Origin of the sequence: Buttiauxella gaviniae (genome assembly GCF_040786275.1) — a bacterium.
Taxonomy (GTDB): Bacteria; Pseudomonadota; Gammaproteobacteria; order Enterobacterales; family Enterobacteriaceae; genus Buttiauxella; species Buttiauxella gaviniae_A.
This window is the reverse complement of sequence record NZ_JBFMVT010000002.1, coordinates 2,154,592-2,179,913: the sequence shown is the minus strand read 5'-3', so window position 1 is coordinate 2,179,913 and position 25,322 is coordinate 2,154,592. Positions and strand designations below refer to the sequence as shown.

Genomic DNA, 25,322 nt, shown 5'->3' with positions numbered 1-25,322 from the left:
CTTCTTACTTGATTGGAGCCTGGCAGTTCCCTACTCTCGCATGGGGAGACCCCACACTACCATCGGCGCTACGGCGTTTCACTTCTGAGTTCGGCATGGGGTCAGGTGGGACCACCGCGCTAGTGCCGCCAGGCATATTCTGTTTCATTAACCGTCACCTCCCGGGTGACCGTTAACCTAAATCCGGAATTCAGCTGAAAATTAAAATCAAATCTCTCTCACCAAAACACCTTCGGTGTTGTAAGGTTAAGCCTCACGGATCATTAGTACTGGTTAGCTCAACGTATCGCTACGCTTACACACCCAGCCTATCAACGTCGTCGTCTTCAACGTTCCTTCAGGAGCCTTAAAGGCTCAGGGAGAACTCATCTCGGGGCAAGTTTCGCGCTTAGATGCTTTCAGCGCTTATCTTTTCCGCATTTAGCTACCGGGCAATGCCATTGGCATGACAACCCGAACACCAGTGATGCGTCCACTCCGGTCCTCTCGTACTAGGAGCAGCCCCCCTCAATTCTCCAGCGCCCACGGCAGATAGGGACCGAACTGTCTCACGACGTTCTAAACCCAGCTCGCGTACCACTTTAAATGGCGAACAGCCATACCCTTGGGACCTACTTCAGCCCCAGGATGTGATGAGCCGACATCGAGGTGCCAAACACCGCCGTCGATATGAACTCTTGGGCGGTATCAGCCTGTTATCCCCGGAGTACCTTTTATCCGTTGAGCGATGGCCCTTCCATTCAGAACCACCGGATCACTAAGACCTGCTTTCGCACCTGCTCGAGCCGTCACTCTCGCAGTCAAGCTAGCTTATGCCTTTGCACTAACCTCACGATGTCCGACCGTGATTAGCTAACCTTCGTGCTCCTCCGTTACGCTTTAGGAGGAGACCGCCCCAGTCAAACTACCCACCAGACACTGTCCGCAACCCGGATCACGGGTCTACGTTAGAACACCAGCCATTAAAGGGTGGTATTTCAAGGTTGGCTCCACAAGAACTGGCGTCCTCGCTTCAAAGCCTCCCACCTATCCTACACATCAAGGACCAGTGTTCAGTGTCAAGCTATAGTAAAGGTTCACGGGGTCTTTCCGTCTTGCCGCGGGTACACTGCATCTTCACAGCGATTTCAATTTCACTGAGTCTCGGGTGGAGACAGCCTGGCCATCATTACGCCATTCGTGCAGGTCGGAACTTACCCGACAAGGAATTTCGCTACCTTAGGACCGTTATAGTTACGGCCGCCGTTTACCGGGGCTTCGATCAAGAGCTTCAGCTTGCGCTTAACCCCATCAATTAACCTTCCGGCACCGGGCAGGCGTCACACCGTATACGTCCACTTTCGTGTTTGCACAGTGCTGTGTTTTTAATAAACAGTTGCAGCCAGCTGGTATCTTCGACTGCCTTCAGCTCCACCCGCGAGGGGTTTCACTTACCGACAGCGTGCCTTCTCCCGAAGTTACGGCACCATTTTGCCTAGTTCCTTCACCCGAGTTCTCTCAAGCGCCTTGGTATTCTCTACCTGACCACCTGTGTCGGTTTGGGGTACGATTTGATGTTACCTGATGCTTAGAGGCTTTTCCTGGAAGCAGGGCATTTGTCACTTCAGCACCGTAGTGCCTCGTCGTCACACCTCAGCGTTATACAGAAGTCCGGATTTACCTAAACTTCCCGCCTACATGCTTAAACCGGGACAACCGTCGCCCGGCCAACATAGCCTTCTCCGTCCCCCCTTCGCAGTAACACCGAGTACAGGAATATTAACCTGTTTCCCATCGACTACGCCTTTCGGCCTCGCCTTAGGGGTCGACTCACCCTGCCCCGATTAACGTTGGACAGGAACCCTTGGTCTTCCGGCGAGCGGGCTTTTCACCCGCTTTATCGTTACTTATGTCAGCATTCGCACTTCTGATACCTCCAGCAGCCCTCACAGGCCACCTTCGACGGCTTACAGAACGCTCCCCTACCCAACAACACCTAAGTGTCGCTGCCGCAGCTTCGGTGCATGGTTTAGCCCCGTTACATCTTCCGCGCAGGCCGACTCGACCAGTGAGCTATTACGCTTTCTTTAAATGATGGCTGCTTCTAAGCCAACATCCTGGCTGTCTGTGCCTTCCCACATCGTTTCCCACTTAACCATGACTTTGGGACCTTAGCTGGCGGTCTGGGTTGTTTCCCTCTTCACGACGGACGTTAGCACCCGCCGTGTGTCTCCCGTGATAACATTCTTCGGTATTCGTAGTTTGCATCGGGTTGGTAAGCCGGGATGGCCCCCTAGCCGAAACAGTGCTCTACCCCCGAAGATGAGTTCACGAGGCGCTACCTAAATAGCTTTCGGGGAGAACCAGCTATCTCCCGGTTTGATTGGCCTTTCACCCCCAGCCACAAGTCATCCGCTAATTTTTCAACATTAGTCGGTTCGGTCCTCCAGTTAGTGTTACCCAACCTTCAACCTGCCCATGGCTAGATCACCGGGTTTCGGGTCTATACCCTGCAACTTAACGCCCAGTTAAGACTCGGTTTCCCTGCGGCTCCCCTATACGGTTAACCTTGCTACAGAATATAAGTCGCTGACCCATTATACAAAAGGTACGCAGTCACCCCATAAAGAGGCTCCCACTGCTTGTACGTACACGGTTTCAGGTTCTGTTTCACTCCCCTCGCCGGGGTTCTTTTCGCCTTTCCCTCACGGTACTGGTTCACTATCGGTCAGTCAGGAGTATTTAGCCTTGGAGGATGGTCCCCCCATATTCAGACAGGATACCACGTGTCCCGCCCTACTCTTCGAGTTCACAGAAGGTGTATTTTTGTGTACGGGAGTATCACCCTGTACCCTGCGACTTTCCAGACGCTTCCACTAATACACAAACTGATTCAGACTCTGGGCTGCTCCCCGTTCGCTCGCCGCTACTGGGGGAATCTCGGTTGATTTCTTTTCCTCGGGGTACTTAGATGTTTCAGTTCCCCCGGTTCGCTTCGTTAAGCTATGTATTCACTTAACGATAGTGCAACGGATTGCACTGGGTTTCCCCATTCGGAAATCGTCGGTTATAACGGTTCATATCACCTTACCGACGCTTATCGCAGATTAGCACGTCCTTCATCGCCTCTGACTGCCAGGGCATCCACCGTGTACGCTTAGTCGCTTAACCTCACAACCCGAAGGTGTCTCGTGAGACACAATCGGTGTCGTGAAAATTTGAGAGACTCGAACACACCTCACTTCCTTTCTTATTACGGAGAAAGGAAACAGTGTGTCGTTTCAATTTTCAGCTTGTTCCGGATTTTTAAAGAGCAAATATCTCAAACGTGACTGCTAAGTCAGTTTTGAGATATTGAGGTCGGCGACTTTCACTCACAAACCAGCAAGTGGCGTCCCCTAGGGGATTCGAACCCCTGTTACCGCCGTGAAAGGGCGGTGTCCTGGGCCTCTAGACGAAGGGGACACTGAAGTCTCACTCGCAAGACGCCTTGCTTCTTTACATCTATCAGACAATCTGTGTGAGCACTACGCAAGTTCGTATCTTTCAGGTAAGGAGGTGATCCAACCGCAGGTTCCCCTACGGTTACCTTGTTACGACTTCACCCCAGTCATGAATCACAAAGTGGTAAGCGCCCTCCCGAAGGTTAAGCTACCTACTTCTTTTGCAACCCACTCCCATGGTGTGACGGGCGGTGTGTACAAGGCCCGGGAACGTATTCACCGTAGCATTCTGATCTACGATTACTAGCGATTCCGACTTCACGGAGTCGAGTTGCAGACTCCGATCCGGACTACGACGCACTTTATGAGGTCCGCTTGCTCTCGCGAGGTCGCTTCTCTTTGTATGCGCCATTGTAGCACGTGTGTAGCCCTACTCGTAAGGGCCATGATGACTTGACGTCATCCCCACCTTCCTCCAGTTTATCACTGGCAGTCTCCTTTGAGTTCCCGGCCGGACCGCTGGCAACAAAGGATAAGGGTTGCGCTCGTTGCGGGACTTAACCCAACATTTCACAACACGAGCTGACGACAGCCATGCAGCACCTGTCTCACAGTTCCCGAAGGCACTAAGGCATCTCTGCCGAATTCTGTGGATGTCAAGAGTAGGTAAGGTTCTTCGCGTTGCATCGAATTAAACCACATGCTCCACCGCTTGTGCGGGCCCCCGTCAATTCATTTGAGTTTTAACCTTGCGGCCGTACTCCCCAGGCGGTCGACTTAACGCGTTAGCTCCGGAAGCCACTCCTCAAGGGAACAACCTCCAAGTCGACATCGTTTACGGCGTGGACTACCAGGGTATCTAATCCTGTTTGCTCCCCACGCTTTCGCACCTGAGCGTCAGTCTTTGTCCAGGGGGCCGCCTTCGCCACCGGTATTCCTCCAGATCTCTACGCATTTCACCGCTACACCTGGAATTCTACCCCCCTCTACAAGACTCAAGCTTGCCAGTTTCAAATGCAGTTCCCAGGTTGAGCCCGGGGATTTCACATCTGACTTAACAAACCGCCTGCGTGCGCTTTACGCCCAGTAATTCCGATTAACGCTTGCACCCTCCGTATTACCGCGGCTGCTGGCACGGAGTTAGCCGGTGCTTCTTCTGCGAGTAACGTCAATCACTGCGGTTATTAACCACAATGCCTTCCTCCTCGCTGAAAGTACTTTACAACCCGAAGGCCTTCTTCATACACGCGGCATGGCTGCATCAGGCTTGCGCCCATTGTGCAATATTCCCCACTGCTGCCTCCCGTAGGAGTCTGGACCGTGTCTCAGTTCCAGTGTGGCTGGTCATCCTCTCAGACCAGCTAGGGATCGTCGCCTAGGTGAGCCATTACCTCACCTACTAGCTAATCCCATCTGGGCACATCTGATGGCAAGAGGCCCGAAGGTCCCCCTCTTTGGTCCGAAGACGTTATGCGGTATTAGCTACCGTTTCCAGTAGTTATCCCCCTCCATCAGGCAGTTTCCCAGACATTACTCACCCGTCCGCCGCTCGCCGGCAAAGTAGCAAGCTACTTCCCGCTGCCGCTCGACTTGCATGTGTTAGGCCTGCCGCCAGCGTTCAATCTGAGCCATGATCAAACTCTTCAATTAAAAGCTTGATTTGCTTACAATGAGTAAGCGGTGCTCAAAAATTAACTTTCGTAATAATTCAACTAAATGAATTACTGCTTGGTCACTCTTCAAGACTTGATATTTTTTTGATACCCGGAGGTATCTGAGATATCAATCCTGCGAGTGCCCACACAGATTGTCTGATAAATTGTTAAAGAGCAGTGAGTTACGCGCTTTCGCTTGCTAACTCGAGGTGGCGTATATTACGCTTTCCTCTTTCAGAGTCAACCCTTAATTTCAGGATATTTGACTCTCATCGCCGCCGTTACTCTGTGATGTTGTTCACATGTTCCGTGTCGATGGAGGCGCATTATAGGGAGTTCTGCCGGGGCCGCAACCCTAAATTTGCACGAATCTGACTGACTGCTGCATTCCACAGCAAAACCCCGCCTTATACGCAGTTGCGCACACAGTTATCCACAATCGTGATGAAGCCCCAAATTTTGCGAGCGTGACGCAAACGTTTTCGCTACAATGCACCCGCAATAAATTGACGCCCCGTTTTGGGGCGTTAGCTGAGTTTTAGGGAAAATAACTAAAATTCAGCTAACGCTCTTCTATATGCGAACCAAAGCTAAGGGATCAAACCATGCAACAACGTCGTCCTGTACGCCGCGCTCTGCTCAGTGTTTCTGACAAAGCCGGTATCGTCGAATTCGCCCAGGCACTCTCCCAACGTGGTGTAGAGCTGCTTTCTACAGGCGGAACCGCTCGTCTGTTGGCTGAAGCTGGCCTGCCGGTAACCGAAGTCTCTGACTACACCGGTTTCCCGGAGATGATGGATGGACGCGTCAAAACTCTGCATCCAAAAGTTCACGGCGGCATTCTGGGCCGTCGCGGCCAGGACGATGCCATCATGGCAGAACACGCCATCTCCCCTATTGATATGGTTGTCGTCAACCTTTACCCATTTGCCCAAACCGTTGCACGCGAAGGCTGCTCTCTGGAAGATGCGGTAGAGAATATTGATATTGGCGGTCCAACAATGGTTCGCTCCGCAGCGAAGAATCATAAAGACGTGGCCATCGTGGTTAAGAGCAGTGACTACGAAGCGATTATCAACGAGCTGGATAGCAACGAAGGTTCCCTCACGTTAGAAACCCGTTTCGATCTCGCTATTAAAGCTTTCGAGCACACCGCCGCTTACGACAGCATGATCGCCAACTACTTCGGCAGCCTGGTTCCGGCTTATCATGGCGAAAGTAAAGATCCTTCTGGCCGCTTCCCTCGCACGCTGAACCTGAACTTCATTAAGAAACAGGATATGCGTTATGGCGAAAACAGCCACCAACAAGCGGCCTTCTATATAGAAGAAGAAATTAAGGAAGCATCCGTTGCCACCGCAACGCAAGTTCAGGGTAAAGCGCTTTCTTATAACAACATTGCGGATACCGACGCCGCGCTGGAATGCGTGAAAGAGTTCAGCGAGCCAGCTTGCGTTATCGTGAAGCACGCCAATCCTTGCGGTGTGGCAGTCAGTGATTCCTTATTAGATGCCTACGACCGCGCTTATAAAACCGACCCAACCTCTGCATTCGGCGGCATCATCGCTTTCAACCGCGAACTGGATGCCGAAACCGCGCAGGCGATTATCTCTCGCCAGTTTGTCGAAGTTATTATTGCCCCTTCGGCTAGCGAAGAAGCATTGAAGATCACCGCAGCAAAACAAAACGTCCGTGTTCTGATTTGCGGCCAGTGGCAGCAGCGCGTTTCAGGTCTGGACTTCAAACGTGTGAACGGTGGGCTGTTAGTACAAGATCGCGATCTGGGCATGGTCACAGCCGCCGATCTTCGCGTTGTTAGCAAACGCCAGCCTTCCGAGCAGGAACTGCGTGACGCCCTGTTCTGCTGGAAAGTGGCAAAGTTTGTTAAATCCAACGCGATTGTCTACGCGCGCGATAATATGACCATCGGCATAGGTGCCGGTCAGATGAGCCGCGTTTACTCCGCTAAAATTGCCGGTATCAAAGCAGGCGATGAAGGGTTGGAAGTGAAAGGTTCCGCCATGGCGTCCGATGCTTTCTTCCCATTCCGCGATGGTATTGATGCAGCAGCAGCAGTTGGCGTGAGTTGTGTTATCCAACCGGGTGGTTCGATCCGTGACGAAGAAGTGATCGCCGCAGCCGATGAGCACGGGATCGCGATGATCTTCACCGACATGCGCCACTTCCGCCATTAATCCGGAGCACCTGTATATGAAAGTATTAGTGATTGGTAATGGCGGGCGCGAACATGCGCTTGCCTGGAAAGCGTCGCAGTCGCCGTTAGTCCGTACTGTATTTGTTGCGCCGGGTAACGCGGGGACCGCTCTTGAACCCGCTTTACAGAATGTAGCAATTAACCCTACGGATATTCCTGCCCTACTCAGCTTTGCGCAAAATGAAAAAATCGATCTGACGATTGTTGGCCCGGAAGCACCGCTGGTGATTGGCGTTGTAGATGCGTTTCGCGCCGCTGGCCTGAAAATCTTTGGACCAACTCAGGGGGCTGCCCAGTTGGAAGGTTCCAAAGCTTTCACCAAAGATTTCCTGGCTCGCCATAAAATCCCAACGGCTGAATACCAGAACTTCACCGAAGTAGAGCCTGCACTGGCATACGTCCGTGAAAAAGGCGCGCCGATTGTGATTAAGGCCGACGGCCTGGCCGCCGGTAAAGGTGTGATTGTCGCGATGTCGCTTGAAGAAGCGGAAGCCGCTGTTAACGATATGCTGGCGGGCAACGCATTCGGCGATGCCGGGCACCGCATCGTAGTGGAAGAGTTCCTCGACGGCGAAGAAGCCAGCTTCATCGTGATGGTCGACGGCGAGAACGTTCTGCCGATGGCTACCAGCCAGGATCACAAACGCGTCGGCGATGGCGACAGCGGCCCGAATACCGGCGGTATGGGTGCTTACTCTCCTGCCCCGGTTGTCACAGATGAAGTCCACCAGCGCGCGATGGATTTAGTTATCTGGCCAACCGTGCGCGGTATGGCGGCGGAAGGGAATATCTATACTGGTTTCCTGTATGCCGGCCTGATGATCGACAAGCAAGGCAACCCGAAGGTTATCGAGTTTAACTGCCGCTTTGGCGACCCGGAAACTCAGCCGATTATGCTGCGCCTACAATCCGATCTGGTCGAGCTGTGTCTCGCCGCCTGTGACGGTAAACTCAACAAGACTACGTCGAAGTGGGACGAGCGTCCTTCGTTAGGCGTCGTTATGGCTGCGGGCGGGTATCCTGCGGATTACCGTAATGGCGATGTGATTCACGGCCTGCCGCTGGAAGAAGTTGCCGACGGCAAAGTGTTCCACGCCGGAACGAAACTGCGTGAAGACGATATGGTCGTGACGAATGGTGGACGCGTTCTGTGTGTTACCGCCCTGGGCGATACCGTCGCACAAGCGCAACAGCGGGCTTATGAGTTGATGAAGGATATTCACTGGGAGGGCAGTTTTAGCCGCTCAGATATAGGCTATCGCGCCATTGAGCGTGAAAACGCAAAGTAACAGGAACGGCTAACAGGGCAGGTCGGATAAGCATCAGCGCTATCCACCTGCTATGTCGGTTGGCGTTAACGCTTATCCGACCCACAAGGAATTTTATCTCAGAAGTCTTCCGGTTTCGGCTGCCAGCTACAGAAGTCCTGATTCGCGACCAGTAAAAGCTGCGAACCTTCCGGCGCTTCAAGCCAGGCAATGCTGACATCCATCGATGAGTGTCGTTGACGATTCGTAATATGACTTAGCGACACGCTATCGAGTTTCGGCTCGAATGTCTCGCCTTCACAGGTCGTCACTGTGCCATTGCTATGCCAGCGCCCTTGCCGCAAAACAACACGCCCGATGCGTAATGCTTCGCTGATCGCTTTGGTCTGGCTTGCCTGATATTGGTATAAAGCAATTTGATCGTTGGAAAGCTGCTGTTTTTGGCCGTCCACTTCATGCTGCATAAAGCTCAATTCGCCATGATCGTCAAAACGAACTTTTACGCTTTCTGGCGGCTCACTCTGAATTGTCGTTTCAATAGAAAGCAGTTGCTCCCCCTGCCAGCGGTAATCACTGGTGGTGGTCTTCCCTGTTCGTATTGGACTAAATACCGTGAGCATGTGAACGCTTTCGTCATCACTGTTGTCCTTGCGCCAGATGCGCACCACGCCCTGATCGGCAATATAGCCGCTTGCCGTAAACGGAGGGAGAGGAGGATGACTGCTGCACGCGATTAGCAGTGCTGTGCTTGCAAGCGTAACCAGAGGACGCCAGGCAAACAAAAGGGGCGTAAACGCCCCCCTGCTAAAACTGTTCACTGACACTGGTTAACTTACTTAACAGCGTCTTTCAGTGCTTTACCAGAAACAAATGCCGGCACGTTAGCTGCGGCGATTTTGATTTCTTTACCGGTCTGTGGGTTACGGCCAGTGCGCTCAGCACGGTGGTTTACCTTGAAGGTACCGAAACCAACCAGTTGTACAGCATCACCTTCTTTCAGAGACTCAGTAATTGCAGCCAGAGTAGATTCCAGAGCAGCTTTAGCCTGTACTTTAGACAGATCAGCCTTGTCAGCAATTACATCAATCAGTTGAGTCTTGTTCATAAGTTATCCTTACAATGTGTTTATCGCTTGCTAAGCATCGAGTGCGACGGAAATGCCAAAAAAGCACTCTCCTGCATACACGCACCGATAGCCACTTTTTTTCGCCCCACAAATGTAGACCAGACGGGGGGCTAATTGGAAGCCTTCAGGGGTGACAATTCGGACTGTAAGTCACGTTTTGCTGTCTTACTGCTGCAAATTTATACCAATATTGCTGCTACCCGCCTCGCGCAAGTCTGCACGGAGCCCTTTAATCAGCTCGATGTCGCGTTCTTCGCAGTCCGCCAACAAGCGGAAAATCTCCCACTGAATGTCCCATTCTTCTTCAACAGCCGGGTTTGCACGCAGCTCTTCGTCGGTCATTTCACGACCAGCCTGGGTCATTTCCAGCATCGCAACGGTGGTAATGGATGCCTTACTCACTTCAATCGCATGCTCCAGCGTTTCCCCTGAAAGACGTGAATGAAGTAATTCGCTCAGTGCGACGCATGCATCAATCGCCGGGTAGACACCGTAAATATCATAGTCGTCCGCAACAGGAATGCCTTCTTCGAGTTTCTCAAGTTGGCTATCAAAGTTTACTTTCGCGTCTTTAACCGTCAACGTCTCCCAAATCAGATCGAGAATACGGCGATAAAGCTGAGGATCACCAAATTCAGTTTGCTGGCAGAACATGGCGTAATTCGGATACATACGTTCGCATAAAGAAGCCATGAAAGTGACATGCTGCCAGCTTTCCAGTTTCTCCATGCGCAGATGGATTGGGTTTTGTAACATAACGATGTCTCAGAGACGGAATATTAGCGGCAGTTTACCTTAATCACCCTTGAATTGCTTGCCACCGCGTGAAAGCTGGACGCCCCGATGCCACAGCATCAGCCCAGCGGGTAGGCTCAGGTAAACGGTAACCCGCCATGCAACGACTGACCCACAGCAGAGCCGTATCAAGGCTTACACGATGGCCTGTTGCAACAAACAGAGGGTTGCAACGCTTTTTGCTACGCAACACCCACGCGAGGGGTTCGCCTTTATCAATAAGCAGCTGTTTGTCCCCCACTTCATCGCCTACCGCTTCAAAGCGCCCGCATAAGCGTTTTTTAGCAACACCAATCGTTGGAACATCCACCAGCAGGCCGAAATGGCTGGCAACGCCCAAACGCCGTGGATGCGAAATCCCGTGACCATCAACAAACAGCAGGTCAGGTTTTTGCGAAAGCATCTCCCAGGCCGCTAACAGTGCGGGATACTCACGAAAAGAGAGGAATCCAGGGATATAAGGCATGGTGGTGGCGATACGCGCCACCTGATATTCAACCAGTTCGAGGGAAGGATATTTCAGCAGCACAATTGCGGCACGCGTGACATCGCCGCCCTGCTCAAAGCCTACATCGGCACCCGCAATTAACGCCGGAGACTCAACGTCAAAGCGATCTTCGCGACAAACCTGTGAAGCCAGTTCGATCTGTTGCTGACGAAGCACTGCGAGATCCATTCCCTCTCCTTAAATTTTACTGGTGATAAGGCACTGACAAACGGTGCACCGCTTCCACGAAAGCGCCCGCGTGTTCTGGCGGCACATCCTGATGAATGCCGTGCCCAAGGTTAAAGACATGCCCTTCACCTTTGCCGAATCCGGCCAGAATCGTAGCAACTTCTTCTTCGATACGCGCTGGCGATGCATATAACATTGACGGGTCCATGTTGCCCTGCAACGCGACTTTGTGACCGACACGACGACGTGCGTCGGCAATATCGGTAGTCCAGTCTAACCCCAGTGCATCACAACCGGTTTCCGCCATCGCTTCAAGCCACTGGCCGCCACCTTTGGTGAACATTGTCACAGGCACGCGGCGACCTTCGTTTTCACGCAGCAGGCCATCAATGATTTTGTGCATGTAATAGAGCGAGAACTGCTGATAGTCGCGACCTGTCAGCACGCCACCCCAGGTATCGAAAATCATCACTGACTGTGCGCCAGCTTTGATTTGCGCGTTCAGGTACAGCGTGACGCTTTGTGCCAGCTTATCGAGCAGCAAATGCAGCGCTTGCGGGTCGGCATACATCATCTTTTTGATAACGGTGAAGGCCTTACTGCTGCCGCCTTCGACCATGTAGGTTGCCAGCGTCCACGGGCTGCCGGAAAAACCGATCAACGGCACCTCGCCTTTCAGCTCGCGGCGAATGGTACGCACCGCGTTCATCACATAACCCAGTTCATCTTCCGGGTCAGGAATGGGCAGCTTTTCTACCTCCGCGCGGCTGGTAATCGGCAAGCGAAAACGCGGGCCTTCACCTGCTTCAAAATAGAGGCCCAACCCCATCGCATCTGGCACAGTGAGAATATCAGAGAAGAGGATCGCCGCATCCAACGGGTAGCGACGCAACGGTTGCAGAGTCACTTCGCAAGCTAACTCCGCATTTTTGCACAGGGACATAAAATCCCCCGCCTGCGCACGCGTTGCTTTGTATTCTGGCAAGTAACGACCTGCCTGCCTCATCATCCATACTGGCGTGGTATCTACAGGCTGGCGTTGTAGCGCCCGCAGGTAACGATCGTTCTTCAGTTCAGTCATTTTGAATTTCCTTTGGCTGGAACTCTAAATAGTTCGAGTTGCAGGTAGGCGGCAAGCTCACGAATCCCCAGGAGCTTACTTTAGTAAGTGACTGGGGTGAGTGAGTGCGGCCAACACCCCTGCAACTCGAAATATGACGAGTGTATCCCGCCAGTTTACCACGTCATTCATACTCTGCCCGACACAGAGCAACGGTGTCTTCAATCAGGCGACGCGCCACCGTGCCTGGTGGAGGCAATAGCGGTAATTGATCGTACCGATACCAGCCCGCATCCAGTAACTCTTTCGGGTCGATTTTAATCTCACCGCTGTGATATTCCGCCATAAACGCGGTCATCAGAGATTGTGGGAACGGCCACGGTTGCGAAGTGACATAGCGTAAATTTTTCACGCGGATACTGCTTTCTTCCATCACTTCACGCGCTACAGCCTGTTCCAGGGTTTCGCCGACTTCGACAAACCCTGCCAGCACGGTATAAACCCCATTGCGATGGCGCGTATGCTGGGCAAGCAGAATATGATCGTCACGACGAATCGCCACAATGATGCACGGTGAAATTTGCGGGTAATAGCGCTCACGACAATGGCTACACAGCATCGCCCATTCGGTTTTGCTGACGTGCATTTCATGCCCGCAGTAGCCGCAAAATTTGTGTGAGCGATAAAACTCAGCTAATTGCACGCCACGCCCCGCAAGTTGAAACAGCCCAGCATCCTGATCGATGATCTGGCGTACCGAGCCCATATCAGCCCGGCGATTTTGCTGCACCAGCCACACGGGTTCATTTTCCCACTCGCCAATAGGCAACCCAATGGCGCCTTCTAGCTGGAAATCTTGTGCAACTCCGTGAGGTAGCTCGCCTTTTGGCAACCACAATTTTTGTTCATGACTGACGATAAACCAGCCCTGATCTAACTTTTGAATTACACGTTCCATAACCTGGTGCACATCCCCGAGTTCACTGGTATAAACAAATAGCCGTAACAATTTTGGGTACGTTTGCGTTACATCTTCTGCTCGCGACAATTCGAATAGCAGCCACATTCTGCAAATCGAAGTATGACGAGTATATAACTCACGGAGTCAATCATGCTTAACCAGTTAGAAAATCTGACTGAGCGCGTTGGTGGTAGTAATGAGTTAGTCGACCAATGGCTACATGCCCGCAAACATTTATTGGTGGCTTATTACAATATGGTTGGGATGAAGCCTAACAAGGAATCCCATACTGCGCTCGATGAAAAAGCTCTGGATAATTTTTGCCACAATCTGGTGGATTATCTGTCGTCAGGCCACTTCAACATTTATGAACGCATTATTAGCGAAATGGAAGGTAGCAGCCCGCTTTTAGCGGCAACGCATCTTTACCCACAGTTGGAAGCCAATACCCAGCAAATCATGGATTTCTACGATTCGCATCTCGAAAGCGCAATCGATCATGATAATTACATTGAATTTCAGAATGCGTTGTCCGGCATCGGCGAAGCACTGGAATCTCGGTTCTCGCTGGAAGATAAACTCATTCAGCTAGCGTACGACCACGGTTTAGATGACAGTGCAAATGACACCGACACTCTTGCACGCCCGGCTTGAGTTCTGCACTGTTAACGAGTAGTTTACATATCGACCCGTAGCAATATGGGTTTCTTCTTGTCGGAGTGCCGAGTGCGTTAAGCACCGGCTGAGACCGTTAATTCGGGATCCGCGGAACCTGATCAGGTTAATACCTGCGAAGGGAACAAGAGTAATTCTGCTTTTGGGATCACCCGTGCGCGGGCGTCCCACATCCATTACTCCTCCGTTGTTCTGACAAGCCACTCCTGATAATCACTGGAATGAGCTATGTCTATGACTGAAAAAAAACCTAACCGCCGCAAACAGCGTGCTGCCGCTCAGCATTTTATCAATACGCTGGAAGGAACCGCTTTCCCCAACTCGCAACGTATTTATCTCACCGGTTTACGGGAAGATATCCGCGTACCGATGCGCGAGATTCAATTGAGCCCAACCGCAACCGGCGGCAGCAAAGAAAATCCGCAGTTCACCCCTAATGACGCTATTCCGGTTTATGACACCTCCGGGCCGTACGGCGATCCCGCGATTAACATCGACGTTCTGCGCGGGCTTTCGCCGCTGCGGGCGAACTGGATTGCCGAACGAAATGACTGCGAAACACTTACCGATCGCAGCTCTGCCTACACCAAAGAGCGGCTGGCGGATGATGGCCTGGATGAATTGCGTTTTGAAACACAACTCATACCGAAACGCGCCAAAGCCGGGAAAACTGTCACTCAACTGCACTACGCTCGCAAAGGGATTGTAACGCCGGAAATGGAGTTTATCGCGATACGCGAAAACATGGGGCGCGAGCGGATCCGTGATGAAGTATTACACCACCAGCATCCTGGCCAGGGTTTTGGCGCACGCCTGCCGGAAAATATCACACCTGAATTCGTGCGCGATGAAGTCGCCGCGGGCCGCGCGATTATCCCTGCTAACATTAACCATCCCGAATCTGAGCCAATGATAATCGGGCGTAATTTCCTGGTAAAAGTGAACGCCAATATTGGTAACTCGGCGGTGACCTCATCGATTGAAGAAGAGGTGGAAAAACTGGTCTGGTCGACCCGCTGGGGTGCAGACACGGTGATGGATCTCTCCACGGGCCGTTATATTCACGAAACCCGCGAGTGGATTTTACGTAACAGCCCGGTGCCTATCGGAACCGTGCCCATTTATCAGGCGCTGGAAAAAGTCAACGGCATCGCCGAAGACCTGACGTGGGAAATGTTCCGCGACACGCTGCTGGAACAAGCCGAGCAAGGCGTGGACTACTTCACCATTCACGCCGGTGTGCTACTGCGTTATGTCCCAATGACCGCCAAACGCCTCACGGGCATTGTTTCACGCGGCGGTTCGATTATGGCGAAATGGTGCCTGTCGCATCATCAGGAAAACTTCCTGTATGAACACTTCCGCGAAATTTGTGAAATCTGCGCGGCTTACGATGTTTCGCTCTCGTTGGGCGACGGCCTGCGCCCTGGTTCCATTCAGGACGCCAACGACGAAGCACAATTCTCCGAGTTGCATACGCTGGGTGAGCTAACAAAAATCGCCTGGGAATATGACGTCCAGGTGATGATTGAAGGCCCGGGTCACGTGCCAATGCAGATGATTCGCCGCAACATGACCGAAGAGCTGGAACATTGCCATGAAGCGCCGTTCTACACGCTCGGCCCGCTGACCACGGACATTGCGCCAGGTTACGACCATTTCACTTCCGGTATTGGGGCCGCCATGATCGGCTGGTTTGGCTGCGCGATGCTCTGTTACGTTACACCAAAAGAGCACCTCGGCCTGCCCAATAAAGAAGATGTAAAACAGGGACTGATTACCTACAAAATTGCGGCGCACGCCGCAGATTTGGCAAAAGGTCATCCGGGCGCGCAAATCCGCGACAACGCCATGTCGAAAGCACGCTTCGAATTCCGCTGGGAAGATCAGTTTAACCTCGCGCTCGATCCCTTCACCGCCCGCGCCTTTCACGACGAAACGCTCCCGCAAGAGTCTGGAAAAGTCGCCCACTTCTGCTCAATGTGCGGGCCAAAATTCTGCTCGATGAAAATTTCCCAGGAAGTCCGTGATTTCGCAGCAAAACAGGCGATTGAGATCGGCATGGAAGATATGTCGCAAACATTCCGGGCAAAAGGCGGTGAAATTTACCTGCGTCAGGAGGAAGCGTGATGAGCGAATCAGCTTTTCCTAATGTTCCAAAACGCCTGGGATTGTATCCGGTGGTTAATAACGTCGAGTGGATCGCCCGCTTGCTGGACGCAGGCGTGCGCACCATTCAACTGCGTATCAAAGACAAAGCCGAAGGCGACGTAGAAGCCGATATTATCGCGGCCATCAAACTGGGTGAGCGCTACAACGCACGTTTATTCATTAACGATTACTGGCGTCTGGCGATAAAGCATCACGCCTATGGCGTACATCTGGGCCAGGAAGATATGGATGTGGCAAATCTGGACGCTATTCGCGATGCAGGTCTGCGGCTTGGGCTTTCCACTCACGATAATATGGAAATGGATCGCGCCCTGGTGGCGCATCCCTCGTACATCGCTCTGGGGCATGTTTTCCCAACCAATACCAAACAGATGGCCTCTGCCCCACAGGGGCTCGCCCAATTGGCTGCACATATCAAAACCCTCGGTGATTATCCTACCGTGGCGATTGGCGGAATTAGTCTGGAACGTGTTCCTGCGGTTCTCGCCACTGGCGTTGGCAGTGTGGCAGTTGTTAGCGCAATCACTCAGGCTGCAGACTGGCGAGCCGCCACTGGACAACTGCTGGAATTAGTGGGAGCTGGAGATGAATGATACAGATTTCATGCGCTACAGCCGCCAGTTGTTACTGGAAGACATTGCCATCGAAGGGCAACAAAATCTGCTCGCCAGCACGGTTTTAATCGTCGGACTCGGCGGGCTGGGTTCACCCGCAGCGTTGTATCTCGCGGCGGCAGGAGTCGGCACGCTGATTCTTGCTGACGATGACAACGTGCATATCAGCAATTTGCAGCGCCAGATTCTTTTCACCTCTGAGGATCTCGACCAGCCGAAATCGCTGGTCGCCCAGCGCCATCTCCGGCAGCTAAATCCAGAGATAAAACTTCAGGTTATTGGTGAGCGCCTCGAAGGCGCGCGGCTTTTAAATGCAGTTAAAAGCGTCGATCTGGTGCTGGATTGTAGCGATAACATGGCAACACGCCAGGGGATTAACGCCGCTTGTGTGACATACAAAAAACCCCTGATTTCTGCCAGCGCCGTCGGATTTGGCGGTCAGTTGATGGTGCTAACGCCGCCGTGGGATAACGGCTGCTACCGCTGCATTTGGCCTGATGAACACGAACCTGAACGCAATTGCCGCACAGCGGGCGTTATTGGCCCGGTCGTTGGGGTAATGGGAACATTGCAGGCGCTCGAAGCGATAAAATTGCTTACCGGTATGGTTCCGGCAGCCGGGTCTTTGCACCTGTTCGACGCCCGGCAACATAGCTGGCGCACTCTCACTATGCAGAAAGCGGCAGGATGCCCGATATGCGGAGGGCAAAATGCACATTCAGTTTAACGACGAACCAATACAGTGCCCGGATAACCTGACGCTGGGAAATCTGCTGGAACAACTGCGTTTATTGAAGCCAGGCGTCGCATTGGCCATCAACCAAACTATTGTTCCACGCGAGCAGTGGGATGCTCACTTGCTGAATGATGGCGACCAGATCTTGCTTTTTCAGGCCATAGCTGGGGGATAACATGCTAAAGATTGCTGATAAAACATTCTCGTCACGCTTGTTCACCGGCACAGGAAAATTCGCCTCACCGCAAATGATGGTCGAAGCCATTCGTGCATCAGGATCGCAATTAGTGACCATGGCGATGAAACGCGTCGACTTACGTAATCATAACGATGCGATTCTTATGCCTTTGCTTGAGGCTGGCGTGCAATTACTGCCGAATACGTCGGGGGCGAAAACCGCGGAAGAAGCCATTTTTGCGGCACAACTCGCTCGCGAAGCGCTCGGCACAAACTGGCTGAAACTGGAAATTCACCCGGATGCTCGTTATCTGCTGCCCGACCCCATTGAAACACTAAAAGCTGCGGAGAAACTCGTAAAACTGGGTTTTGTTGTTCTGCCATATTGCGGCGCCGATCCGGTTTTGTGCAAACGACTGGAAGAAGCAGGGTGTGCGGCGGTTATGCCGCTCGGGGCGCCAATCGGTTCTAACCAGGGTTTACAAACGAAAGCCCTGCTGGAAATTATCATCGACCAGGCTCGAGTGCCGGTGGTGGTTGATGCAGGAATCGGTGCACCAAGCCATGCCGCCGAAGCACTGGAAATGGGCGCTTCTGCTGTGCTGGTGAATACCGCGATAGCCGTTGCGCACGATCCAGTGCAAATGGCTATGGCTTTCCGTCTGGCAGTTGAAGCGGGCGCGATAGCGGCTCAGTCAGGTTTGGGGCCGCGCCACCAGCAAGCTCAGGCTTCCAGCCCATTAACTCAATTCCTGCAATTCAGCCAGGAGGGAGCGTGATGGCACAGACCTTCACCGACCGCTGGCGTGAACTGGACTGGGACGACATCACGCTTCGGATTAACAGCAAAACCGCTGCAGATGTAGAACGTGCGTTAAGCGCCCGCAAGATTACCCGCGATAATCTTATGGCGCTGTTGTCTCCGGCGGCTAGTCAGTACCTTGAACCGCTCGCACAACAGGCCCAACAGTTAACTCGTCAGCGCTTTGGTAACACGGTGAGTTTTTACGTTCCGCTTTATCTCTCCAATCTTTGCGCCAACGACTGCACCTACTGCGGCTTTTCTATGAGCAACAAGCTCAAACGTAAGACGCTGGATGAGCAGGAAATTGAGCGAGAATGCGAGGCGATTCGCAAGCTGGGATTTGAGCATTTGCTGCTAGTGACGGGTGAGCATCAAACCAACGTCGGCATGGATTATTTCCGTCAGCATCTTCCGGCGATTCGTCGTCGATTTAGCTCGCTGCAAATGGAAGTCCAGCCGCTGGATGAACACGAATACGCTGAACTCAAAACGCTTGGGTTAGACGGCGTAATGGTCTATCAGGAAACTTATCATCAGGCAGTTTACGCGCAGCATCATTTGCGCGGTAACAAGCAGGATTTTTTCTGGCGGCTGGAAACACCGGACAGACTGGGCCGCGCGGGCATAGATAAAATTGGCCTGGGCGCGCTGATTGGTCTGTCGGATAGCTGGCGCACCGACTGCTTTATGGTGGCGGAGCATCTGCTGTGGCTGCAACAAAACTACTGGCAAAGCCGCTATTCGATTTCATTTCCGCGTTTACGCCCCTGCACGGGTGGTGTCGAACCCGCATCAGTGATGACGGAAAGCCAACTGGTACAGGCGATCTGCGCATTTCGTTTGCTCGCACCTGACGTAGAGCTTTCACTTTCTACCCGCGAATCGCCATGGTTCCGGGATCATATGATCCCGCTTGCCATTAACAACGTCAGCGCATTTTCGAAAACCCAACCGGGCGGTTATGCCGATAATCACCCGGAGCTTGAGCAGTTTGCGCCGCACGATGGACGCACACCTGCGGAGGTCGCCGCCGCGTTAGCGCAATCCGGCCTGCAGCCGGTCTGGAAAGACTGGGACAGTTTTTTGGGAAGAGCCGCGCAATAGTTTTGTAAGTTTGCAGGCTATAGAAAGAAGTCTCCGAGCGGTGCCGAAGAATCATTTATTCACTGTTGCTGTGGTGTGAGCCGTCAAATATTGTCGCCGTTGTCGGATTCCGAACCCGACCGGGGCGGCAACTTACCCTTCCCATTGCCGCCCCGCCTTCACATTAATAAACGGTGACTTTTGCGACCTTCGCAACTTTACCGTCACGGGAAGGCGTATCAGGCGTCACACCTAATTCAATGGCGCAATAAAGCCCGGCGAGTTGGGCGAACACAACGTAGATTAGCGAAGCCCAGGATTCGTGATAATCAGCCAGTTCAGGAGAGGCAAAATGAAAATACTTATCCCCGGCTATCGTTCCCGCGGGCAACATATCATGGCCTATAGCGATAATCTGTGCCGCAGCGCTGCGCTCCTGCGTAAGCTCAGTCATCATGTCGAGGTCATAGCGCTGAATGTCAGGGCGCGCAGCAAGATAGCCGATTACGGTCGCGTCACGGTTGATAATCAGCTTAGGGCCGTGGCGAAACTCCAGCATCGAATGCCAGGCAGTCATCAACTTCCCATTCCCCATTTCAAGAAGTTTGAGGCTGGTTTCACAGGCCACGGCTTTCAGCGATAAAGAACCGACGGCAACCACATTGTTACGTGATTCTTTCGCCCATTGTTCAATGTCCGCGGCATAAGTAGTCAGGAAATGGTGAATGCCTCGCTGCAAAACAGGGAGTACTTTTTCTGCTTCCGATAAACCAGCCGGAGCCACCAATAACATCAGATACCAAAGAGGAACCGTAAACTCTGAGGTTGCAGCAAAACTGCCGTTAGAGGTGCCTTCAGGCACCGGAATAAACAGCCCTTCGGGGTGCTGCTGAGCAAGTTGAGCAAGACGGCTATCGGCGTTATTCGTCACTGCAAGGTGGCGCATTTGTGGGTATATGGTAAGCGCCTGCTCCACAACTTTAACGGTTTCTGGCGTGTTGCCCGAGCTGCTGACAGAAACCAGAACAGTGTTTTCATGCAGTGTACCAGGAGCGAGAACTAAATCGGTTGCAGGAATAACATCGATTGGATTGGGCACAACACTCCGTAGCCAGTTAACGCTCGCCTGCGCAGCCAGCAACGAAGATCCGGCTCCGGTGATAAGGATGCGCGTATCGGCATTGCTTTTACGCCAGAAAGTTTCAAGGCCGGCCTGGCGTGCTTTCACCAGCGCTAACCCTTCCTGCCATAAACGAGGCTGAGCAACAATTGCCTCGACGGTTAAACAGGCTCCCTTTTGCTGCCAGTACGCTTCATTATGATTTAACATGTTTATTTTCCACCTGTTATGACGCTTGCGCCGCGTCGGAAAAGTGCTTTAGCATGCCGACACTCGCGCTCTTTATTCATTAACAACCCTATCGGGGGAACCATGAAACCGGTCTACATCCTTATTCGCGATACGCTCAAGCGCGATATTCAGAACAAAAAATACCCGGTTGGCTCCCTGATCCCTTCTGAGCGCGAGCTGGCCGAAACTTACCAGGTCACGCGTGCTACGGTACAAAAAGCCATTGCTCAAATGGAGCAGGAAGGGCTGGTTAAAAAAGTGGTCGGTAAAGGCACCTATGTAAACCGGGCCTTTGCGCCACCGGTTTATCTGCTCAACCCTGACGGAGAAAGCAGTGCTCTGGGCGTCACTCAGGAGCTGAGCGGCAAAGTCACTATTACCAGCCGCCTGATTTACCATGTTCAACAACCTGCCGGTGACTATCTGGCAAACCAGTTCAGCGTTTCGGCCAACGAACCCGTTCACGCCATTCGCCGTGTTCGCCTGTTCGACGGCACACCGGTGCTGGTCGAAGACAGCTACATTCCGTTAGCGATTGTCGATGCCATTGACGACAACGTGCTGCAAAACCATTCGCTCTACGCCTTCATCGAAGATAAATGCCAACAAAAGATTGGCGGCACGGATTCGGTCGTTGGTGCGAGCTTGTTTGATGACGTTATGGCTGCTCTACTCGACATCCCTGTCAATTCACCGATGCTGCACATCAAAGAAAGCACCTGGCTTGAGGACGGCACGGTGTTTAACTATTCGTGGAGCTACAACCGTGGCGACCTCTTCAGAATGCGCAGCCGGAAAATCCTTATTCCTTAAACCTTATTTATTAAAGAATTGCGGGAGGTATTCGCGGTGCGCCTCAAGTAATTCATCAAGCACCACTTTTGCCACTTTTCCTGACGGCACAAGCGGATTTAGCGTCAAAGCCTGCAAAGCTGCACCGTAGTCGCCCGTAACAGCGGCTTCTACTGCCATCTCTTCCCACGATTTCATCAATGAGACCAGACCTGAAACCGTGGCCGGCAACGGATCATTATTCAGTGGAATCGCACCATAGCGGCCAATAACGCAGGTCGTCTCAATAGCGACGTTATCTGGTAACGAACGAATCGCCCCGTTGTTGCGTACGTTCACCGTCATCAGGAGATTTTTATCGTTATAAATAGCGCTGATGAGCTCGCACGCTGCTTCGGAGTAATACGCCCCACCTCGCTGCTCAAGCTGTTTGGGTTTTTCATGCAGTTGCGGATTTCTGTAGAGCTCAAATAACTCGTGCTCTACGGCTTGCACCACTTCCCCGCGCGTTCCATGCTCTTCAAATTCATGGAGCTGTTTTTCCAGAACATCGCTGGTGGCATAGTAATACTGATGGTACGGGCAAGGGATTACGCCAAGATGCTGGATTTGTTCCTGCAGCCAGGGAATATCAGGGATATTTTTCGGCTTATGAACGCTGTCATATTTGAGATTGCGCAGCACATCCGGCATCACATCTTTGCCGTCCATGTAAACATGGGTGCCGTAAAGGAAGTGGTTCAATCCAATGAGTTGCAGCAAGAATCGGGATTTATCGACACCGAGAATTTCTGCCACCATGCGCTGCATCGACTGGGAGAGATTACACAGCCCAATGCATTTGATTTTGCTGTGTTTCAGTACCGCTTCAGTGACAATACCGCTTGGATTGGTGAAGTTAATGAGCCAGGCGTCCGGACACAGTTCTTCCATATCGCGGCAAATATCCAGAATTACGGGAATAGTGCGCAGTGCTTTGGCCAGCCCGCCCGCACCGTTAGTCTCCTGGCCGATGAGCCCATGAGACAAAGGAATACGCTCATCTTTGATTCGCGCATCAAGTTGCCCAACGCGTAACTGAGTCGTCACGAAATCCGCATCTTTTAATGCTTCGCGCCTGTTGAGCGTCAGATGAACCTGGCAATCAATGCCTGCCGCTTCGACCATGCGTTTTGCCAGATTGCCCACAATTTCCAGCTTTTCACGCCCGGCTTCAACGTCCACCAGCCATATTTCGCTAATAGGCATTTCTTCATAACGTTGAATAAAGCCTTCAATAATTTCAGGTGTATAAGAACTGCCGCCACCGATGGTCACTATTTTTAGTTTTTTACTCATTACGTAATCCTTCTTTATAAGCCAGGACTGTTTCATCCTGATTAACGTTATTTTCTGCCTGCTCATTTTCATCACGCAGATATTGTCTGTCTAATGTCATCACGAACGGATAATAAATTGCCATAGCAACCGCGAGGTTAATAGCCTGGAAGAGCATTCCTTTCCATCCGCAAATTAGAAAACCACTAATGAAAATAGGCGTAGTCCACGGAATCTCGAGACCTGACGTCAGCGGTAACCAACCAAATGCCATCGCACTATAGGTTATTACGCATAACACTACCGGAACCATAATAAATGGAATAAACAGCAGTGGATTTAATGCAATCGGAACGCCAAATATTATAGGCTCATTGATATTAAAGATGGCGGCAGGCGCGGCGAGTTTGGCAATTTCACGCATTCGTTTACTTTTAGCACGGAACAACATCACTAATAGCATCGCAAGCGTAAACCCCGTCCCACCACAGATTAAAAACACATCGCGAAACTGCTGGGTAATAATATTTATTGGGGGTAAACCTTGTTTCATCGCCTGCATATTTTCAAGCGTTAATGAACGCCAGATGGGCCCCATAATAGCAGTCACGATGGAGTCGCCGTGCAAGCCAAAAAACCAGAAGAAACTGACGAAGAACTCCGCGACCATTTGGGACGGCAAGGTGTTACCAAGCTGCATCATTGGCGCTTGCAGCACTTTAAAGATCATCTCCTGCGCGGTACCAAACGGGGTGATTTCAAATACCAGGCGCAGCAACCAGAAGATCACCACAATCAGAAATGAAGGAATGAGAGAGCTGAAGCTATTTGCTACCGCAGGCGGCACACTCGCCGGCATAGAAATCATTAAACGCGGGTGATTAAATAATCTATACAGACGAACCGAAGCAAGTGTAATAATCAGCGATAAAAATAAACCCTGAGCACCCAATGAAAATGTCGGGATAACATCAGTAATAACCGCGCCATTTTCTTGGGGTAATTTATAAGGCGTGACAATCAGGAAACTCACCAGTGAAATGAGCACACACGATATTTCGTTTAGCTTCCAGCGTTTTGCCAGACTAATGCTGGTACTGATAACCACCAGCAACGCCATCACAGAATAAGTGGCATCAAGAACATAATTTAATTGGCCAATAAATTCCTCACCCAAATGTCGAATAATAAATTCGCTGTAACCTGGAATGGGCAAGTTTGCTATCAGCAAAAAGAAAGAACCAATAATCAAAAATGGCATAATCCTGATGAAGCCGTGTTTGATGGCTGAGAGATAATCATTCCCTTCAATCTTCATTGCCAGAGGCAATATTTTCCTTTCCATAAATGCAGTGAAATTGTTCATGTAGGGGCTCACTGTGCTGGTTTTTGTTTTAGTGGTATATACCACCAATTTAGAGACTATGTACTTCATCATTTTTTGTCAATGGACGATAAAGTGGTTTGCCTGGATTAAGTGCGTTATGTGACCATCAACACAATCAGATATGGCGACGTTTTTCTAAGCAGAGCGTTCTGGAAACACAAAATGTAACCGGTTTCAGCACATCGACGTTTCTTTTGTGATAGCAAACACACAATCGTCGCAAAGCGGTTGTTGTACAGAGGCGTCACGGATAATTATCTATGTATCGAACGGACACTGAGAGCAGATCTATGAAGAATATCGTTTTGTGTTGTGCAGCGGGTATGTCGACTAGCATTTTGGTCCAACGCATGAAGGACGCCGCTCAGAAGAAAGGTATTGAAGTCTCCATCAAGGCAGTGCCGGTTGCAGAATTTAAAGACAATATCGACACAGCAGATATTGTGTTACTTGGCCCGCAAGTGAAATACGAACATGCCAAGCTACAGGCGATTGCAGAGCCGATGGGTAAAACCGTTGCAGTTATCGATATGATGGATTACGGCATGATGAAAGGTGATGTCGTGCTGGATAAAGCTTTGAAAATGATGGAGTCATAAGACATGGAAGATTTAGAATCGATTATCATGGAATTGTTGGTCAACGCTGGTAGCGCGCGCAGCCAGGCACTGACAGCACTGCAAATGGCACGTAAAGGGGATTTTGCAGCAGCTCAACAAGCGATGGAAGAATCCCGTGAGTATGTAAAACATGCCCATAAAATTCAGACCCAGTTGATTGGTTTAGATGAAGGTAGCGGCAAACTGCCGGTAAACTTGATTACTGTTCACTCTCAGGATCATCTGATGAATGCGATGGTTATTCAGGATTTAGCTGAAGATATGATTGAACTCTATCGCCGTATTCCTCTGGTAAATTAGTTTTCCCCGGCGGATGGCTCTTCGTTTATCCGCCCCACAGCTGCCAGATCACAAACGCCATTCAGCATCAAAATCTGAATTTCAGGCATAAAAAAACCGCTCCTGAGAGCGGTTT

Annotated in this window: 21 protein-coding genes, 1 tRNA gene, 3 rRNA genes and 1 riboswitch; of the genes, 12 read left to right on the top strand and 13 right to left on the bottom strand. The window is 51.5% G+C overall.

The annotated features are described in order from the left end of the window. Positions 1–17: 17 nt before the first annotated feature. The 4 genes from rrf to AB1E22_RS10785 all read right to left on the bottom strand — a co-directional run bounded on the left by rrf (position 18) and on the right by AB1E22_RS10785 (position 5,072). Positions 18–133, bottom strand: a 5S ribosomal RNA gene (gene rrf / locus AB1E22_RS10800). A gap of 109 nt (positions 134–242) precedes the next feature. Continuing rightward, positions 243–3,150: ribosomal RNA gene (locus AB1E22_RS10795) — 23S ribosomal RNA — on the bottom strand. 218 nt (positions 3,151–3,368) lie between these two features. After that, positions 3,369–3,444: transfer RNA gene (locus AB1E22_RS10790), tRNA-Glu, on the bottom strand. An 86-nt stretch (positions 3,445–3,530) separates the two neighbouring features. Next, positions 3,531–5,072, bottom strand: a 16S ribosomal RNA gene (locus tag AB1E22_RS10785). The 16S, 23S and 5S rRNA genes sit together here with 1 tRNA gene alongside, the layout of an rRNA operon. Positions 5,073–5,682: 610 nt before the next feature. Here AB1E22_RS10785 and purH point away from each other — a divergent pair. After that, positions 5,683–7,272 carry a bifunctional phosphoribosylaminoimidazolecarboxamide formyltransferase/IMP cyclohydrolase gene (gene purH, locus AB1E22_RS10780; RefSeq protein ID WP_367595315.1) on the top strand — a complete coding sequence of 530 codons (1,590 nt, stop codon included), beginning with the start codon at positions 5,683–5,685 and terminating at the stop codon, positions 7,270–7,272. A gap of 16 nt (positions 7,273–7,288) precedes the next feature. Next, positions 7,289–8,581, top strand: coding sequence for a phosphoribosylamine--glycine ligase (gene purD, locus AB1E22_RS10775; RefSeq protein WP_367595314.1), 1,293 nt, complete (start codon positions 7,289–7,291; stop codon positions 8,579–8,581). A gap of 98 nt (positions 8,582–8,679) precedes the next feature. Here the strand turns inward: purD and AB1E22_RS10770 are convergent, their stop codons facing one another. From AB1E22_RS10770 to nudC, 6 genes are all read right to left on the bottom strand, one after another. Then, positions 8,680–9,378 carry a DUF1481 domain-containing protein gene (locus AB1E22_RS10770; RefSeq protein ID WP_367597362.1) on the bottom strand — a complete coding sequence of 233 codons (699 nt, stop codon included), beginning with the start codon at positions 9,376–9,378 and terminating at the stop codon, positions 8,680–8,682. 14 nt (positions 9,379–9,392) lie between these two features. Beyond that, a complete protein-coding gene (gene hupA / locus AB1E22_RS10765) occupies positions 9,393–9,665 on the bottom strand; it encodes a nucleoid-associated protein HU-alpha (RefSeq protein ID WP_002445246.1) in 273 nt (90 codons plus the stop codon). 186 nt (positions 9,666–9,851) lie between these two features. After that, on the bottom strand, positions 9,852–10,442 hold the full coding sequence (locus AB1E22_RS10760; RefSeq protein WP_367595313.1) for a YjaG family protein: 591 nt from the start codon (positions 10,440–10,442) through the stop codon (positions 9,852–9,854). A gap of 43 nt (positions 10,443–10,485) precedes the next feature. Further along, positions 10,486–11,157: a deoxyribonuclease V gene (gene nfi, locus AB1E22_RS10755; RefSeq protein ID WP_367595312.1), complete on the bottom strand. Its 672-nt coding sequence runs from the start codon at positions 11,155–11,157 to the stop codon at positions 10,486–10,488. Positions 11,158–11,173: 16 nt separating this feature from the next. Beyond that, positions 11,174–12,238 carry a uroporphyrinogen decarboxylase gene (gene hemE, locus AB1E22_RS10750; RefSeq protein WP_367595311.1) on the bottom strand — a complete coding sequence of 355 codons (1,065 nt, stop codon included), beginning with the start codon at positions 12,236–12,238 and terminating at the stop codon, positions 11,174–11,176. 163 nt (positions 12,239–12,401) lie between these two features. After that, complete coding sequence (gene nudC / locus AB1E22_RS10745) at positions 12,402–13,175, bottom strand: NAD(+) diphosphatase (protein ID WP_367595310.1); 774 nt, start codon at positions 13,173–13,175, stop codon at positions 12,402–12,404. Positions 13,176–13,328: 153 nt separating this feature from the next. Between nudC and rsd the strand changes: the two genes are divergently transcribed. From rsd to thiH, 7 genes are all read left to right on the top strand, one after another. After that, positions 13,329–13,832 carry a sigma D regulator gene (gene rsd / locus AB1E22_RS10740; RefSeq protein ID WP_367595309.1) on the top strand — a complete coding sequence of 168 codons (504 nt, stop codon included), beginning with the start codon at positions 13,329–13,331 and terminating at the stop codon, positions 13,830–13,832. A 51-nt stretch (positions 13,833–13,883) separates the two neighbouring features. Further along, positions 13,884–13,994: riboswitch (TPP riboswitch) on the top strand. 93 nt (positions 13,995–14,087) lie between these two features. Beyond that, a complete protein-coding gene (thiC, locus tag AB1E22_RS10735) occupies positions 14,088–15,983 on the top strand; it encodes a phosphomethylpyrimidine synthase ThiC (RefSeq protein WP_437178412.1) in 1,896 nt (631 codons plus the stop codon). Next, the gene (thiE, locus tag AB1E22_RS10730; protein ID WP_367595307.1) at positions 15,983–16,618 is read left to right on the top strand and encodes a thiamine phosphate synthase; all 636 of its coding nucleotides are present in this window, start codon (positions 15,983–15,985) and stop codon (positions 16,616–16,618) included. The genes thiC and thiE overlap by 1 nt, the downstream gene beginning before the upstream one ends. Next, positions 16,611–17,366 carry a HesA/MoeB/ThiF family protein gene (locus AB1E22_RS10725; RefSeq protein WP_367595306.1) on the top strand — a complete coding sequence of 252 codons (756 nt, stop codon included), beginning with the start codon at positions 16,611–16,613 and terminating at the stop codon, positions 17,364–17,366. Before thiE ends, AB1E22_RS10725 begins: the two co-directional genes overlap by 8 nt. After that, entirely contained in the window at positions 17,350–17,550 is a 201-nt protein-coding gene (gene thiS / locus AB1E22_RS10720; RefSeq protein ID WP_367595305.1) for a sulfur carrier protein ThiS, read from the top strand. Before AB1E22_RS10725 ends, thiS begins: the two co-directional genes overlap by 17 nt. A gap of 1 nt (position 17,551) precedes the next feature. Beyond that, on the top strand, positions 17,552–18,331 hold the full coding sequence (gene thiG, locus AB1E22_RS10715) for a thiazole synthase (RefSeq protein ID WP_367595304.1): 780 nt from the start codon (positions 17,552–17,554) through the stop codon (positions 18,329–18,331). Next, positions 18,331–19,461 carry a 2-iminoacetate synthase ThiH gene (gene thiH / locus AB1E22_RS10710; RefSeq protein WP_367595303.1) on the top strand — a complete coding sequence of 377 codons (1,131 nt, stop codon included), beginning with the start codon at positions 18,331–18,333 and terminating at the stop codon, positions 19,459–19,461. The genes thiG and thiH overlap by 1 nt, the downstream gene beginning before the upstream one ends. 163 nt (positions 19,462–19,624) lie before the next feature. Here the strand turns inward: thiH and AB1E22_RS10705 are convergent, their stop codons facing one another. Then, positions 19,625–20,770 (bottom strand): SIS domain-containing protein, encoded by a 1,146-nt coding sequence (locus AB1E22_RS10705; RefSeq protein WP_367595302.1) that lies wholly within the window; start codon positions 20,768–20,770, stop codon positions 19,625–19,627. Positions 20,771–20,872: 102 nt separating this feature from the next. Here AB1E22_RS10705 and AB1E22_RS10700 point away from each other — a divergent pair, with 102 nt between their 5' ends. Beyond that, positions 20,873–21,604, top strand: coding sequence for a GntR family transcriptional regulator (locus tag AB1E22_RS10700; RefSeq protein ID WP_367595301.1), 732 nt, complete (start codon positions 20,873–20,875; stop codon positions 21,602–21,604). A gap of 3 nt (positions 21,605–21,607) precedes the next feature. Here the strand turns inward: AB1E22_RS10700 and AB1E22_RS10695 are convergent, their stop codons facing one another. Beyond that, positions 21,608–22,921, bottom strand: a complete 1,314-nt coding sequence (locus AB1E22_RS10695; RefSeq protein WP_367595300.1) for a 6-phospho-beta-glucosidase — start codon at positions 22,919–22,921, stop codon at positions 21,608–21,610. After that, positions 22,914–24,266, bottom strand: a complete 1,353-nt coding sequence (locus AB1E22_RS10690; protein ID WP_367595299.1) for a PTS sugar transporter subunit IIC — start codon at positions 24,264–24,266, stop codon at positions 22,914–22,916. The genes AB1E22_RS10695 and AB1E22_RS10690 overlap by 8 nt, the downstream gene beginning before the upstream one ends. A 311-nt stretch (positions 24,267–24,577) precedes the next feature. Between AB1E22_RS10690 and AB1E22_RS10685 the strand changes: the two genes are divergently transcribed. Further along, on the top strand, positions 24,578–24,886 hold the full coding sequence (locus AB1E22_RS10685) for a PTS sugar transporter subunit IIB (protein WP_034492306.1): 309 nt from the start codon (positions 24,578–24,580) through the stop codon (positions 24,884–24,886). A 3-nt stretch (positions 24,887–24,889) separates the two neighbouring features. After that, entirely contained in the window at positions 24,890–25,207 is a 318-nt protein-coding gene (locus tag AB1E22_RS10680; RefSeq protein WP_367595298.1) for a PTS lactose/cellobiose transporter subunit IIA, read from the top strand. Positions 25,208–25,322 lie beyond the last annotated feature (115 nt).

What these genes read in the sequence shown, in the direction of transcription:
- thiH (WP_367595303.1), top strand. Translation starts at nt 18,331, where the DNA reads ATGGCACAGACCTTCACCGACCGCTGGCGTGAACTGGACTGGGACGAC.
- thiS (WP_367595305.1), top strand. Translation starts at nt 17,350, where the DNA reads ATGCACATTCAGTTTAACGACGAACCAATACAGTGCCCGGATAACCTG.
- purH (WP_367595315.1), top strand. Translation starts at nt 5,683, where the DNA reads ATGCAACAACGTCGTCCTGTACGCCGCGCTCTGCTCAGTGTTTCTGAC.
- AB1E22_RS10685 (WP_034492306.1), top strand. Translation starts at nt 24,578, where the DNA reads ATGAAGAATATCGTTTTGTGTTGTGCAGCGGGTATGTCGACTAGCATT.
- AB1E22_RS10700 (WP_367595301.1), top strand. Translation starts at nt 20,873, where the DNA reads ATGAAACCGGTCTACATCCTTATTCGCGATACGCTCAAGCGCGATATT.
- AB1E22_RS10725 (WP_367595306.1), top strand. Translation starts at nt 16,611, where the DNA reads ATGAATGATACAGATTTCATGCGCTACAGCCGCCAGTTGTTACTGGAA.
- rsd (WP_367595309.1), top strand. Translation starts at nt 13,329, where the DNA reads ATGCTTAACCAGTTAGAAAATCTGACTGAGCGCGTTGGTGGTAGTAAT.
- nfi (WP_367595312.1), bottom strand. Translation starts at nt 11,157, where the DNA reads ATGGATCTCGCAGTGCTTCGTCAGCAACAGATCGAACTGGCTTCACAG.
- thiC (WP_437178412.1), top strand. Translation starts at nt 14,088, where the DNA reads ATGACTGAAAAAAAACCTAACCGCCGCAAACAGCGTGCTGCCGCTCAG.
- nudC (WP_367595310.1), bottom strand. Translation starts at nt 13,175, where the DNA reads ATGGAACGTGTAATTCAAAAGTTAGATCAGGGCTGGTTTATCGTCAGT.
- purD (WP_367595314.1), top strand. Translation starts at nt 7,289, where the DNA reads ATGAAAGTATTAGTGATTGGTAATGGCGGGCGCGAACATGCGCTTGCC.
- thiE (WP_367595307.1), top strand. Translation starts at nt 15,983, where the DNA reads ATGAGCGAATCAGCTTTTCCTAATGTTCCAAAACGCCTGGGATTGTAT.
- AB1E22_RS10680 (WP_367595298.1), top strand. Translation starts at nt 24,890, where the DNA reads ATGGAAGATTTAGAATCGATTATCATGGAATTGTTGGTCAACGCTGGT.
- AB1E22_RS10705 (WP_367595302.1), bottom strand. Translation starts at nt 20,770, where the DNA reads ATGTTAAATCATAATGAAGCGTACTGGCAGCAAAAGGGAGCCTGTTTA.
- thiG (WP_367595304.1), top strand. Translation starts at nt 17,552, where the DNA reads ATGCTAAAGATTGCTGATAAAACATTCTCGTCACGCTTGTTCACCGGC.
- hemE (WP_367595311.1), bottom strand. Translation starts at nt 12,238, where the DNA reads ATGACTGAACTGAAGAACGATCGTTACCTGCGGGCGCTACAACGCCAG.
- AB1E22_RS10690 (WP_367595299.1), bottom strand. Translation starts at nt 24,266, where the DNA reads ATGAACAATTTCACTGCATTTATGGAAAGGAAAATATTGCCTCTGGCA.
- hupA (WP_002445246.1), bottom strand. Translation starts at nt 9,665, where the DNA reads ATGAACAAGACTCAACTGATTGATGTAATTGCTGACAAGGCTGATCTG.
- AB1E22_RS10695 (WP_367595300.1), bottom strand. Translation starts at nt 22,921, where the DNA reads ATGAGTAAAAAACTAAAAATAGTGACCATCGGTGGCGGCAGTTCTTAT.
- AB1E22_RS10760 (WP_367595313.1), bottom strand. Translation starts at nt 10,442, where the DNA reads ATGTTACAAAACCCAATCCATCTGCGCATGGAGAAACTGGAAAGCTGG.